Consider the following 12,723-nt stretch of genomic DNA (forward strand, 5'->3'; position numbering starts at 1 on the left):
TTTGTCTTTTTAAAGAACATATCGTTCGTTCTTTTCTATCACTACCTTGATGCCTTCTTCCGCACTGTAATAAGAATTGGCCCGAATCGTGCCCCTGCTTTCCACAATGCAGTTTTCAATGTGTGTGTTATCGCCCAGATATACATCGTTTAAAATAATAGAGTTTTTAATCACACAGTTATTTCCTACAAAAACCTTTTTAAAGAGTACCGAATTCTCCACCTGTCCGTTGATAATACATCCGCTGGATATCAGACTATTTTTCACAGAAGCTCCCGGATTGTATTTTGCAGGAGGCAAATCGTCAATCTTGGACTGTACTCCCGGATACTGACGGAAAAAATACTCCCGGATTTCCGGCTTCAGGAAATCCATATTGGTGCGGTAATAAGATTCTACTGTAGAAATATTACTCCAGTAATTGTGAATCTTATATCCGTAAATCCTCTTAAGATTTTTATAGCGAATCAAAATATCGTTTACAAAATCGTGGCGGTCTTCCTGTCCGCATTTTTCAATCAGTTCAATGAGCTGTCTTCTGCGAATAACGTAAATACCGGTAGAAATAGTATTGGACTGTGCCACCATCGGTTTTTCGTCAAATTCTTCAATTCTGCAGTCCTCATTCATCTTCACACAGCCAAATCTTGTGGCATCATCTCCGTGCACATCGGTGCATACCACAGTAATGTCTGCTCTCTTGGCAATGTGATATTCCAGAACTTTGTTGTAATCCAGCTTGTACACGCAATCTCCGGATGCGATGACAACATAAGGTTCATGACTGTTTTTCAGAAAATCCAGATTCTGATAAATAGCATCTGCAGTCCCCTGATACCAGAAGCTATTGTCCGGTGTAATAGTCGGAGTAAAGGTGTAAAGTCCCCCCTGCTTTCTTCCAAAGTCCCACCATTTGGAAGAACTTAAATGTTCATTCAAAGACCTTGCATTGTACTGTGTCAGCACAGCTACTTTCTGAATATGGGAATTGGACATATTGCTGAGAGCAAAGTCAATGCTGCGGTAGCTGCCCGCGATAGGCATAGCCGCAATGGCTCTCTTCTGTGATAATTCTTTCATTCTGTGATTATTGCCGCCGGCAAGAATAATACCTATCGCTCTCATTCTGTCTCACCTTCCTTATTCAATGTTTCACCGCTTTCCAGAATACCTTCCGGATAATCTTCAGCAGAAGTCTTTCCTACAATCGCTGTATTTTTTCCAATTTTCACGTTGGAAGGAATGATTGTATTTTCTCCTACCGTTACCAAACCAAAAGAATACACGTTAGGTTTCAGCTTATTGGGCACTTCTTCTCCCACACCCATAACCACATGGTCCCCTACTGTAACATTTTCGGCAATAATGGCTTTATCAATCACATTGTTTTCGCCGATAGTGGTCTGCTTCATAATAATGGAGTCCCGAATAACAGCCCCTTTCTTAATGGTGACGCCGGCGCCGATAACCGAATTATGTACCTCCCCGTAAATTTCTGTCCCCTCTCCGATGATGCTTCTTTCTACAACAGCATCTGCGGCAATATACTGTGGAGGAATAATATCACCTTTCGTATAAATTTTCCAGAACTCTTCGTACAGATTAAATTCCGGGATAATATCAATGAGTTCCATATTGGCTTCCCAGTAAGAACCGAGAGTTCCTACGTCCTTCCAATATCCATTGTATTCGTAAGCGAAAAGCCTCTGTCCTTTTTCCTTGCAGTACGGAAGAATGTGTTTTCCGAAATCGCAGCCGGACTGGTCTTTTAAAGCAATCAGCGCCTCTTTCAGCACCGGCCAGCTAAAGATGTAAATCCCCATAGAAGCCAGGTTGCTCTTGGGCTCTGCAGGTTTTTCCTCAAACTCTGTAATTCTTCCGGTTTCATCAGTAATAGCCAGTCCAAAGCGAGATGCTTCTTCCCATGGCACCGGCATACAGGCTACGGTAACATCTGCTTTATTTGCCTTGTGGAAATCCAGCATCACCTCGTAGTCCATCTTATAAATATGGTCGCCGCCCAGAATCAGCACATAATCCGGATTAAAATTTTCCATGTATGCCAGGTTCTGGTAAATAGCATTGGCCGTACCGGTATACCACTCGGTATTTGTTTTCTTCTCATATGGGGGCAGAATGGAAACCCCTCCCACATTTCTGTCCAAATCCCAGGGAATTCCAATTCCGATATGGGTATTCAGACGCAGCGGCTGATACTGTGTCAGCACACCTACGGTATCCACTCCTGAATTAATGCAATTACTGAGTGGAAAATCTATAATCCTATACTTTCCACCAAATGTCACGGCCGGTTTGGCAACTTTTGCAGTCAAAACGCCTAATCTGCTGCCTTGTCCGCCTGCCAGCAACATTGCAATCATCTCTTTCTTTATCATGCAATCACCTCTTGTATATTCTATGGTTCTTTCATTATAACATACCCCCTGGCAAAAGTGAACAATTTTAACAATTTTTTTTCGACATTTTACTTCTTTTTGTAACATTTTACCTGCTTTTAACCATACAAAAGAAAGGGGTTTCCAACTTGGGGAAAAGTGGGTATAATTTACTATAACTATAATAATAGAAAAAGAAGGGATTCTGTATTATGTATCAGATTGATTTTCATAAACCCATTCATATTCACTTTATCGGTATCGGCGGTATCAGTATGAGCGGACTGGCGGAAATACTTCTGGGTGAAGATTTCCCAATTTCCGGTTCCGATTCCAAAGAATCCGATTTGACAAAACACCTGGAAGCCAAAGGCGCCAGAGTTTATATTGGGCAGAGAGCTTCTAATATTAAGGAAGATGTGGACCTGGTGGTTTACACTGCGGCCATTCACCCGGACAATCCGGAATTTGCCTGCGCAAAAGAAAAAAACATTCCCATGCTCACCCGTGCAGACCTGCTTGGACAGATTATGAAAAACTATGAACTCCCCATTGCGGTTTCCGGAACCCATGGCAAAACCACCACAACTTCCATGATTTCCCACGTTCTTCTGGAAGCGGACGCTGACCCTACCATTTCCGTAGGCGGTATTTTACCTGCTATCCACGGCAACATCCGGGTAGGCGAATCCGAAACCTTTATTACGGAAGCCTGTGAGTATACCAACAGCTTTTTAAGCTTTTTCCCAAAAATCAGCATCATTCTGAATATTGATGCGGATCATCTGGACTTTTTCAAGGATTTAGATGACATCCGCCATTCTTTCCGTCTCTTTGCAGAAAAACTCCCTGCAGACGGAACACTGATTATCAACGGCGATATTCCGGATTTTGAAGAAATCACCAGAGGGCTTCCCTGCGAAATCATTACTTATGGACTAAATGCTCCCGCAGAATACAAAGCAGAGAATATCGTCTTTGACGAGTTTGCCCATCCGTCCTTTGACTGCACCAGAAACGGACAGTTCATCGGACATTTCACCCTGGCTGTGCCGGGTATTCACAATGTATCCAACGCACTCTCTGCCATTGCGCTTGGTATCAAGACCGGCATGGATACTGAAACCATTCAGAAAGGTCTGCTGCACTTTACGGGCACAGACCGCCGTTTCCAGTACAAGGGAAAAGTAGGCGGTGTCACTGTAATCGATGACTATGCCCACCACCCCACGGAGATTGCCGCCACACTGAAAACTGCCGCAAAATATCCGCACAAAACTACCTGGTGCGTATTTCAGCCTCATACCTACACCCGTACCAAAGCCCTGCTGCCGGAATTTGCCGAAGCTCTGGCTCTGGCAGATAAAGTTGTCCTGGCAGACATCTATGCGGCGAGAGAAACGGATACCCTGGGAATTTCCTCCAGGGATTTGCGGGATTTGATTGCCGAAAAAGGAGTGGATGCTTATTATTTTTCCACTTTTGATGAAATCGAAGAATTTTTATTAAAAAATTGTATCCACGGCGATGTGTTGATAACTATGGGGGCCGGAGATGTGTATAAAATAGGCGAAAACCTCCTTGGTATGTAAACTTATCCACATTATCCACCAATTCATCCACATGTTCTTATCCACGAACATGTGGATTTTTTTGTGTATTCTACAGTTGACATAATCCGACGACATTTGTGTTAAAAATATGTTAAAATCCCTATAATTTCGACAATTTCAGGTTTCCCATAAAAAACCATCCACTTTTTTATCCACATTATCCACATTTCCCACATACTTCTCCAAAATACGTGGTTTTTCGATGTCGCAAAAAAACCTTGTTCTCTTTTTAAAAATTGTGTGCTATACTGAAACTGATTCATTATGAACAAAATTCTGATGTAAAGGAAGTTCGACATGGGACAGTTTGAAGTTTACACCCCCTTTCCCGGGGACTATACGTTTATATCCAACGTTTTTCTGGATTTCTACATGCCTTCAGCCAACGGCGAATTTGTAAAAATCTACCTTTATCTGCTGAGACACGCATCCCAGACCAAAACACTTCTGGATTTTACGTCTGTTGCAGACGCTTTAAACTGTACAGAAGCTGACATTCAAAGAGCGCTGCGGTACTGGGAAAAAGCCGGGGTTCTGGACCTTGCCAAAGACAGCCGGGGAAATCTGACCGGTATTGTCTTTGTTCCTCTTAAAGCCGCTGCCCCGCAGATGCAGGAAGCCGCAGTTTCTGCCGCTTCATCTGATTCGGGAAATCTTTCTCTGGACAAAATACAGGAATTAAAAAACAAAGATGAAGTACGGCAAATCCTGTTCATTGCAGAACAGTATCTTGGGAAAACGCTTTCCCCCACAGATATGGAAACCCTTTTATATCTTTATGACGAAGTACATCTTTGTGCCGACCTGATGGAATACCTTCTGGAATACTGTGTATCCAAGGGCAGCACCAGCATGGCGTACATAAAGAAGGTGGGACTGGCCTGGGCGGAACAGGGCATCACTACGGTAAATCAGGCCAAAGAAGAAACGAACCTTTACAATCGAAATTATTTTACTATATTGAGAGCTTTCGGCATTAAAAACCGCAATCCCCTGGATAAGGAAATTCAGTACATGAATCTGTGGCTGAACCAGTACGGTTTTACCCTGGAAATTATTTCCGAAGCCTGCAGCCGCACGGTTCTGGCTACGGGAAAAGCCAGCTTCTCCTACGCAGACAGCATTCTGGAAAGCTGGTTTAAGCAGGGCGTACATCATTTATCAGACATTGATTCCCTGGATTTGAATTTTCAGCAGAAAAAATCCGCCAAAGCAAAAGCGGCTGCGCCAAAGCCCAAAGCTCCCGCTTCCAAAAACAGATTCAACAATTTCCAGCAGAGAAATTACAACAACATGGCAGAACTGGAAACACAGCTTCTGGGCAAATAAGCACCAGGTAAGGAGATTTTACTGTGTCACTGAAAAATTTTCAATACGACGCGCTCATGCGTAATTACAACCAAAAACAGCTTCTGCAGAAACACCAACAGGATGAGAGAATCCGCCGGGCAGAAGAACAGCTTCCCCGCCTTAGGGAAATCCGCAGGGAAATTGCCGGACTTGGACTTTTAAAGGCACGTCTTCTTCTGGGTGCCCAAAAAGGGGACGACTTTGACCTGGCAGAAAAAATACAGGCTCTTTCTCTGGAAAAAGCAGAAATTCTCCGGGCAAATGGATATCCTGCCGATTATCTGGATTTGCATTATGACTGTCCTCTGTGTAAAGATACCGGCTATATCGGGAACGAAAAGTGTACCTGTTTCCGGAAAGCCGCTGTGGATTTGCTGTATACCCAATCCAATATCCGGGACATACTGGATACTGAGAACTTTGCCCATTTTTCTTTTGATTACTACTCTTCCGAAATCACAGACCCTGCAACCGGCATTACCTCACTGGAATCTGCCCGGAATGCCTATGACAAAGCCTGGGACTTGATTGAAAAGTTCCGGGAAGAGGCAGGAAACCTGTTTATATATGGAGAAACCGGGGTAGGAAAAACTTATCTCACACACTGTATTGCCAAAGAATTGCTGGACAGGTCTTTCTTTGTGCTGTACTTTACTTCTTTTGATTTATTTGATTTACTGTCCAAAAATGCCTTTGAAAAGGATTCTGAATCCGCAGATATGGCAGCCTTTGTCTACGACTGTGATTTGCTCATCATTGATGATCTGGGTACAGAACTCACAAACAGCTTTGTTTCTTCCCAATTGTTCTGCTGCATCAATGAGCGAATTATGAATAAAAAATCAACTATCATCTCCACCAACCTGACTCTGGCCGATTTTATGGAAGCCTATTCCGAAAGAACCTTTTCCAGAGTTACCAGCAATTACACCATGCTGAAATTAGTTGGAAATGATATACGAATCCAAAAAAAACTTTTAGGAGGAAAATGAACATGTCACCAAAAACTGCAACACCTTTAGATTCCCTTCCCGTAGGACGCCTGGGTATTATCCCTTTAAAAAGCTGTGAAAAGCTGGGGAACAAAGTCAATGACTACATCGTAAAATGGCGAAAAGACCGGGACCATCAGGAAAAAAATAACCTGACTTTTGAAGGTTATGAGAGGGATTCCTACCTCATCAGCGCCAAGGCTCCCCGCTTCGGCTCCGGCGAGGCAAAAGGAGTTCTGCAGGAATCTGTCCGCGGTGATGACCTGTATCTCATGGTGGATGTGTGCAACTACTCTCTCACTTATTCTCTGTGCGGAGAAGTTAACCATATGTCCCCGGATGACCATTTCCAGGATTTAAAGAGAATCATCGCTGCTGTAGGAGGCAAGGCCCGCAGAGTGAACGTAATTATGCCGTTTCTCTATGAAAGCCGCCAGCACAAGAGAACAGGAAGAGAATCCCTGGACTGTGCCCTGGCTCTGCAGGAACTGACGGACATGGGTGTGGACAACATCATTACATTTGACGCTCACGACCCCCGTGTACAGAATGCCATTCCGCTTCAAGGATTTGAAACTGTTCAGCCGGCTTATCAATTTGTCAAAGGACTGTTCCGTGCAGAACCGGATTTGCAGGTAGACAGCGACCATTTAATGATTATCAGCCCGGACGCAGGAGGTACCGGACGCGCCATTTATCTGGCCAATGTACTTGGTGTGGATATGGGTATGTTCTACAAACGCCGTGACTATTCCACCATTATTGACGGAAGAAACCCCATTGTAGCTCACGAATTTCTGGGAGCCGATGTTTCCGGCAAAGATATGATTATCATTGACGACATGATTTCTTCCGGTGACAGTATGCTGGAGGTTGCCGCCCTTTTAAAAGAAAAAGGTGCAGGCAAAATCTTCATGTGTTCCACCTTTGGCTTATTCACTAACGGTCTGGAGCGTTTTGACAAAGCATATGAAAATGGTGTATTTGACCGCCTGCTCACTACCAACCTGGTATATCAGACAGAGGAACTGCTGCAGAAACCATATTATGTAAACTGCGATATGAGTAAATACATTGCTCTCATCATTGATACCCTGAACCATGACGGTTCCATCAGCAAACTTTTAAATCCTGTAGAACGTATCAATAAACTGCTTCAGAAGCACAACAGTGCACAGGGAAAAGAATAATTTACCAGTTTTTTCTTTATTTTCATTGAAATTGACTGACTATAGTTGTATAATAAAAGAAAAGCAAAAATATAGTCAGGAGGTGCCATTATGAGAGATAAACTTATCCCCATTTTAAATCTTTGTGTTTCGTTTTTTTTGATTCTCTATGCAGCATTTGTTTACAAAACCACTTTCGACATCACGCTGGTAACCATTATAGTGCTGATTGCATGTTTGGTGCCATTCCTGCCTGTCCTGTGGAATTATATCAAAATTAAACTTGAGGAATACGAAGAGCAGCATTCCCATCATTATCACAGAGGATAAGCATAATCAATGGATGCGCAAATGAAAGCAGGTAATCAAATGATTACCTGCTTAAAATTAACTTCGCACTCCCATAAATCCCTGCGTCATTCCCCAACTCTGCCAGTCTAATCGGCGTTTCCTTACACGCCGAGAATGCATATTTTTCATAATGCCGTTTTACACACTCCACAAGCACTTCTCCCACTCTTGAAACCCCGCCGCCGATTACAATGACGTCCGGGTCTGAGACACACGCAAAATTGGCAAGGGCATAGCCCAAATATTCTGCGAATTTTTCAACAATTTCTCCCGCTAATTCATCCTATTCCCCAATTGAAATTTTTCACAATATCTTTTAGTTGATCTTTATCCTTTTGATTTCTAACCTTTATACCAATCATTATGACACGCTCGCGTTCCTGTGGTACGCCATATTCTAAAGAATTCAATAATTTATCCAATAAGTAATATCCTTGTTTTTTCATCTTATTGTACATCTTATCATAAAATTCTTTATGTTTTTTTGTTCGCCATAAGCCTTTTACATTTTCAAAAATAAAAAAATCGGGTTTTTCTTTGCAAATGAGTTCAAAATATGTTTTTGATAACTTACCATTGTCGCCATTAATTCCTTTATTTTTTCCAGCGGTTGAAAAATCAGGACATGGAGGCCCACCAATAAATCCAATTATGCTATCTTTTTTGTCATTTTCAATAAGAACATCTAGTTCGTTGGCACGTATACATTTAGCATTACTGCCACTTACACGGAAGTGGCAGTAAATTTGGGATATAGCGAATTCAATTTGATTCGTGCATCAGCAGTTTTAAATTGCCAATCCATCTTTGCCGCCCTTGTATTACGCTCGGTTTCCCATGCCGATAATTCGCTGCGGAGATGATTGATATCGTCAATTCGTCGTGACAGGCACTGGCGTGTCATTACATTAAGTTCTATTTCAGCGATATCCAGCCAGCTTCCATGTTTCGGTGTATAATAGATTTCCAAGTGTTTTATAAGACGCCTTGCTTCTGCCGCAGGATACTTTTTATATAAGGATGCCGGTTTATGGGTATTAAGGTTATCCATTACAAGAATGATTTTTTCCACTTCTGGGTACATGACATCAACAAGGTATTTTATTTCTTCTGCCCAGTCAACTGCAGTCCGGTGCTCCCGGACACTGACATGATGCTTCCCAGCAAGAGGTTCTATGAAAGCAAAGATGCTGCATGTACCATTACGGATATATTCGGAATCTACTTTCCGGTCATCTCCCGGGCGCATTGGCAGCGGTTCCCTTGTCTCTCCCAACAGCTGGTATGGTTTTTCATCCATGCAGACGACCGGACGCATTGGGTCATACGCGAGTTCATAGACATCGAGAACATCTTCCATACATGCTATGAATTCTGCATCCTCTTTTGGCGGGATGCACCAATAGTCATTGAGGTGAGGTCTAAGTTCATTTTTTTAATACCCTGCGGATTGTTTCTCTGCTGACTGGTGTTTCCAATTCAATACGTGCTTTCTCTTCCAGAAGCCGGAGTGTCCATCGGGAGTGTCCTTCGGGTGCCGGATCGCAAGCAATTTGAATCAAATGCGCTTCCGTCCGTCCATCTGCCTTCGTAATGCCGCACTTGAATTTGGGCTGATGTTGTATTTGACAATATTAGTAATACCGTTCTTAACATAAGATTGGATAATATTTGTAACCGTAGCCGGACAGACCGCATAAGTATGTGCAATTTGTGAGTGGGTCAAACCAGTACCACTGACTTCATCTAACTCTAATAAAATCTGACATCTCTTTAGGACGGTTTTACAGGTTTTCTTATCCCTAATAACCTTACGAAGAGCTGACACTTCATTGTCACTGAGTATAATATGATATGTTTTAGGTCTTGCCATAATGAATCACCGCCGTTTCTTTTTAGTATATCATGAAACGGCATGAAGCAAAAGAATAATTGTGTTCTTGAGTTTCCGCAGTTTTATCCACAAGTTACTGTTCAGAGGTATGCATAAGTCATTGTAAAAAATAGCGAAATTTATTTTTTTATTTTGTGGATATTCATTTTAGGCAGGAGAAACTGTGTTTATAATTTTTCCTGCCGTTCTTTTTTGGCAAAGTTATACACCAGATTCTGGATTCCAGAGCCCATTTTTGAAGTTTCATGGCTGATATCAATGCTTTTTCAATCGCAAAACGAATACTTATCCACAGTCAGATTGACGAAAGAACGATTTTGGGAAATTCACTTTTTTTCTATGTTTTTGTTATACTCTTTCACAAGAAAGAGAGATTTTCTTATGGACATCGATTTAAAAGAAGAATTGAAAAAACGTGATAAACTTCTCGCTGGTTACCTCAAACAGATTGAGATACAAGAGGAATTTATCCAAAAACAAAAGGAAATGATTGAATATCTGGAAGATCATATTTCAAAGATCACAGACATTATCAGTGGCGTTTAATGGTAACTGTGCCGGTGGAAAACGTATGCCTGATACTTATGATTACATCACACTCATGTGCCGGCTAAAAGCCGCACAGGCAAGGAATAAAGAGCTGGAATCCGGTGAGAGATATGTCAAACTGAAAGAACTCCACCAGAAGGATTGCAGAGACTATGAACATAAAATTCTGGAACTGCAGACAGAAATAGCGGAAGCGCATAAAGAAACTATCCGTGTCCGTAATTACTGGTTCCAGGTACTGGAGGATATGCTCCTGGAGTTTGAAGCGATGCAGAAAAAAGCCGAACGGAAGCTAAAGGAGATGGAGAAGCGCGTCCTTTTTGCCGAAAACAAAGAGATGATGCTTTAGATAAAGTAAAAGAACTCCGCCTTCAGTTTTATAAAACAGCAGCCAGGCTGGAAGAAGAACAGGGAAAAAACGGGCAGGAAACCGGGAGGACAGCCCGGTCATAAGGGGCACAGCCGAAAGAAACAGGAACCTACGCAGCCGGCAATCCTTCTTCCACCGCCAGAAGAAGTCCTTGAAGACTGTGCTTTCAAAAAGACTGCAAGGACAATCATAAAACAACTGGTAAGGATCCGTATGGTTCTGGATGTAACGGAATACCATGCAGATGTTTATTATAACAGTCAGACGGGAGAACGTGTACATGCTGCATTTCTGGATGGCGTGATTGATGACGTGAATTATGATGGCAGCATCCGGGCATTTCTGTTTCTTTTAAATAATAACTGCTGTACTTCCATTGATAAGAGCAGAAAATTCCTGTCGGATTTAACAGGTGGAAAACTGAATATTTCGAAAGGCATGATAAGTAAACTCAGCAGGGAGTTTGCTTTAAAAACAGAGCCTGAACGCAGGACTGCCTGCGCAGAGATGCTGCTTTCCCCTGTCATGCATACAGACTGTACAAATGCAAGGGAAAACGGAAAGAACTGTCAGGTATATGTCTGTGTGACACCGGACGGAAAAGCCCTATACTTTGCATGTGAGAAAAAAGGGCATGAAGGGGTAAAAGGTACTGTCACGGAGGATTATCAGGGAATCCTGGCCCATGACCATGATCTTACCATTTATCATTATGGAGCAAATCATCAGGAATGTCTTGCTCATGTACTGCGTTATCTGAAAGACAGTATAGATAACGAACCGGAGCGCACCTGGAACAAAGAAATGCGTTCACTGGTACAGGAAATAATCCATTTCCGAAAAGGCTTCCAGCTGCCCCAGGAGCCGGATCTGAAAAAGGTTTCCGAATTTGAAAAAAGATATCAGAAGATACTGGAAACCGCTAGAAAGGAATACGGGGACATTCCGGCAAATAATTATTATAGAGACGGGTATAATTTATTTTTGAGAATGGAGAAATACATGCAGAATCATCTGCTGTTCCTGCATAACTCCAGAGTACCTGCCACGAATAACGAAGCCGAAGGGCTTCTGAGGAATTATAAGCGGAAACAGGCGCAGGCCGTGACATTTAGGAGTTTCGAAAGTATCGATTATCTCTGCCAATGCATGAGCATGCTTGTTTTGATGCGCCTGGAGGAATCGGCAAATATATTTGACAGAGTGTCCAAGATATTTGGATAAAGAAAAACCGATGGCTTTGACTGTTATCAGTCTACACCATCAGTTTTCTTAAGTCCAGTTAACCTCTGAACAGTAACGCTCACTGTGAAAATTTATCCAAATTAAGCGAAACTTCTTGAAATCTCAAAGATAACATGATAACATCTAAGTAAACAGAAAGCACCCACTCCAAAGGTGGATGCTTCGAGTTTAGGTCAGATAATGTCCTTACGGACACCGCCTATCCTGTTGGCAGACAGGATAGGCATTTTTATTTTCGCTTGTTTCTCTTATCGAGAAAGGCAAGCAACGCTACAATCAAGCTACCAAAGGACATCAGCAATGCTAATATCCCAATGAAAATCGAAATAATTTCATAAGCCGTCATCGGCGCCACCTCCCTTCCTATGTATTCCGGTTGCCCGGTATCATAAAACTCGGGAGGCTACCACCCTGTCATGGGTACTTTCCTTAGGTAATATCCTAACATAATAACTATCACTTCGGCAAGAAAAAACTACATTTTTCTATCTCATTATTTTCTGCCAATTATGATAACATGGTTACTTGCACCAAGAACCGACTGTTCACGGCACACACTATAATGGTAATCGCACCATATTTTGAACTGATTTTCATCCCATTGGTCTACCTTTTGCGATAAAAGAGGTGCTAAACCATCTTGTGCAAAATGGTCTACAATTTCTAATCCATACCTTTGATAAATTAATTCCATTTCCTCTTTTGAAGAATAATAAGTATCCGTCCAAAAACACTTCTCATCATCATGCTTTAATACGCTTGTTTTAACAAGTTGTTTTGCCAATTGTTCATCT

General features: G+C 42.2%; 16 protein-coding genes. 8 read left to right on the forward strand and 8 right to left on the reverse strand.

All coding sequences use genetic code 11. The features are described 5' to 3' along the window. Nucleotides 1–9 precede the first annotated feature (9 nt). Entirely contained in the window at nt 10–1,125 is a 1,116-nt protein-coding gene (gene glgD / locus WKT17_RS10085; protein WP_173748059.1) for a glucose-1-phosphate adenylyltransferase subunit GlgD, read from the reverse strand. Beyond that, nucleotides 1,122–2,396: a glucose-1-phosphate adenylyltransferase gene (locus tag WKT17_RS10090; protein WP_173748057.1), complete on the reverse strand. Its 1,275-nt coding sequence runs from the start codon at nt 2,394–2,396 to the stop codon at nt 1,122–1,124. Before WKT17_RS10090 ends, glgD begins: the two co-directional genes overlap by 4 nt. Nucleotides 2,397–2,608: 212 nt before the next feature. On the opposite strand from WKT17_RS10090, the gene murC reads away from it, so the two are divergent. From murC to WKT17_RS10115, 5 genes are all read left to right on the forward strand, one after another. Further along, on the forward strand, nt 2,609–3,988 hold the full coding sequence (gene murC, locus WKT17_RS10095; RefSeq protein WP_173748055.1) for a UDP-N-acetylmuramate--L-alanine ligase: 1,380 nt from the start codon (nt 2,609–2,611) through the stop codon (nt 3,986–3,988). A 318-nt stretch (nt 3,989–4,306) separates the two neighbouring features. Then, complete coding sequence (locus tag WKT17_RS10100) at nt 4,307–5,338, forward strand: DnaD domain protein (protein WP_173748053.1); 1,032 nt, start codon at nt 4,307–4,309, stop codon at nt 5,336–5,338. Between the two features lie 23 nt (nt 5,339–5,361). Then, nucleotides 5,362–6,351 carry an ATP-binding protein gene (locus tag WKT17_RS10105; RefSeq protein ID WP_173748051.1) on the forward strand — a complete coding sequence of 330 codons (990 nt, stop codon included), beginning with the start codon at nt 5,362–5,364 and terminating at the stop codon, nt 6,349–6,351. 2 nt (nt 6,352–6,353) lie between these two features. Then, complete coding sequence (locus WKT17_RS10110) at nt 6,354–7,541, forward strand: ribose-phosphate pyrophosphokinase (protein ID WP_291683456.1); 1,188 nt, start codon at nt 6,354–6,356, stop codon at nt 7,539–7,541. Nucleotides 7,542–7,631: 90 nt separating this feature from the next. Beyond that, the gene (locus WKT17_RS10115; protein WP_291683455.1) at nt 7,632–7,850 is read left to right on the forward strand and encodes an intracellular septation protein; all 219 of its coding nucleotides are present in this window, start codon (nt 7,632–7,634) and stop codon (nt 7,848–7,850) included. A gap of 43 nt (nt 7,851–7,893) precedes the next feature. On the opposite strand, the gene WKT17_RS10120 is transcribed toward WKT17_RS10115, so the two are convergent. The 4 genes from WKT17_RS10120 to WKT17_RS10135 form a co-directional block, all read right to left on the reverse strand. Further along, a complete protein-coding gene (locus WKT17_RS10120) occupies nt 7,894–8,112 on the reverse strand; it encodes an ROK family protein (RefSeq protein ID WP_291683454.1) in 219 nt (72 codons plus the stop codon). Nucleotides 8,113–8,149: 37 nt separating this feature from the next. Then, nucleotides 8,150–8,638 (reverse strand): DNA cytosine methyltransferase, encoded by a 489-nt coding sequence (locus tag WKT17_RS10125; RefSeq protein ID WP_340272670.1) that lies wholly within the window; start codon nt 8,636–8,638, stop codon nt 8,150–8,152. Then, complete coding sequence (locus tag WKT17_RS10130; RefSeq protein WP_340272672.1) at nt 8,596–9,267, reverse strand: IS630 family transposase; 672 nt, start codon at nt 9,265–9,267, stop codon at nt 8,596–8,598. The genes WKT17_RS10125 and WKT17_RS10130 overlap by 43 nt, the downstream gene beginning before the upstream one ends. A gap of 162 nt (nt 9,268–9,429) precedes the next feature. Next, on the reverse strand, nt 9,430–9,744 hold the full coding sequence (locus tag WKT17_RS10135) for a helix-turn-helix domain-containing protein (RefSeq protein ID WP_340272657.1): 315 nt from the start codon (nt 9,742–9,744) through the stop codon (nt 9,430–9,432). A gap of 402 nt (nt 9,745–10,146) precedes the next feature. Here WKT17_RS10135 and WKT17_RS10140 point away from each other — a divergent pair, with 402 nt between their 5' ends. The 3 genes from WKT17_RS10140 to WKT17_RS10150 all read left to right on the forward strand — a co-directional run bounded on the left by WKT17_RS10140 (nt 10,147) and on the right by WKT17_RS10150 (nt 11,908). Then, a complete protein-coding gene (locus WKT17_RS10140) occupies nt 10,147–10,311 on the forward strand; it encodes a hypothetical protein (protein WP_173691475.1) in 165 nt (54 codons plus the stop codon). Nucleotides 10,312–10,336: 25 nt separating this feature from the next. Next, nucleotides 10,337–10,663 carry a hypothetical protein gene (locus WKT17_RS10145; protein WP_226853770.1) on the forward strand — a complete coding sequence of 109 codons (327 nt, stop codon included), beginning with the start codon at nt 10,337–10,339 and terminating at the stop codon, nt 10,661–10,663. Between the two features lie 234 nt (nt 10,664–10,897). Then, the gene (locus WKT17_RS10150) at nt 10,898–11,908 is read left to right on the forward strand and encodes an IS66 family transposase (RefSeq protein ID WP_291683763.1); all 1,011 of its coding nucleotides are present in this window, start codon (nt 10,898–10,900) and stop codon (nt 11,906–11,908) included. Between the two features lie 250 nt (nt 11,909–12,158). On the opposite strand, the gene WKT17_RS10155 is transcribed toward WKT17_RS10150, so the two are convergent. Continuing rightward, nucleotides 12,159–12,275: a putative holin-like toxin gene (locus tag WKT17_RS10155; protein WP_022085598.1), complete on the reverse strand. Its 117-nt coding sequence runs from the start codon at nt 12,273–12,275 to the stop codon at nt 12,159–12,161. A gap of 147 nt (nt 12,276–12,422) precedes the next feature. Then, on the reverse strand, nt 12,423–12,723 hold a 301-nt coding region (locus WKT17_RS10160; protein WP_340272668.1), incomplete at its 5' end, for a hypothetical protein.

Source organism: Blautia sp. HCN-20427 (assembly GCF_037890365.1).
In the GTDB taxonomy this organism is placed as follows: Bacteria; Bacillota; Clostridia; order Lachnospirales; family Lachnospiraceae; genus Blautia.

What these genes read in the sequence shown, in the direction of transcription:
- WKT17_RS10135 (WP_340272657.1), bottom strand. Translation starts at nt 9,744, where the DNA reads ATGGCAAGACCTAAAACATATCATATTATACTCAGTGACAATGAAGTG.
- WKT17_RS10145 (WP_226853770.1), top strand. Translation starts at nt 10,337, where the DNA reads ATGCCTGATACTTATGATTACATCACACTCATGTGCCGGCTAAAAGCC.
- WKT17_RS10155 (WP_022085598.1), bottom strand. Translation starts at nt 12,275, where the DNA reads ATGACGGCTTATGAAATTATTTCGATTTTCATTGGGATATTAGCATTG.
- WKT17_RS10115 (WP_291683455.1), top strand. Translation starts at nt 7,632, where the DNA reads ATGAGAGATAAACTTATCCCCATTTTAAATCTTTGTGTTTCGTTTTTT.
- murC (WP_173748055.1), top strand. Translation starts at nt 2,609, where the DNA reads ATGTATCAGATTGATTTTCATAAACCCATTCATATTCACTTTATCGGT.
- WKT17_RS10090 (WP_173748057.1), bottom strand. Translation starts at nt 2,396, where the DNA reads ATGATAAAGAAAGAGATGATTGCAATGTTGCTGGCAGGCGGACAAGGC.
- WKT17_RS10140 (WP_173691475.1), top strand. Translation starts at nt 10,147, where the DNA reads ATGGACATCGATTTAAAAGAAGAATTGAAAAAACGTGATAAACTTCTC.
- WKT17_RS10150 (WP_291683763.1), top strand. Translation starts at nt 10,898, where the DNA reads ATGGTTCTGGATGTAACGGAATACCATGCAGATGTTTATTATAACAGT.
- WKT17_RS10100 (WP_173748053.1), top strand. Translation starts at nt 4,307, where the DNA reads ATGGGACAGTTTGAAGTTTACACCCCCTTTCCCGGGGACTATACGTTT.
- WKT17_RS10110 (WP_291683456.1), top strand. Translation starts at nt 6,354, where the DNA reads ATGTCACCAAAAACTGCAACACCTTTAGATTCCCTTCCCGTAGGACGC.
- glgD (WP_173748059.1), bottom strand. Translation starts at nt 1,125, where the DNA reads ATGAGAGCGATAGGTATTATTCTTGCCGGCGGCAATAATCACAGAATG.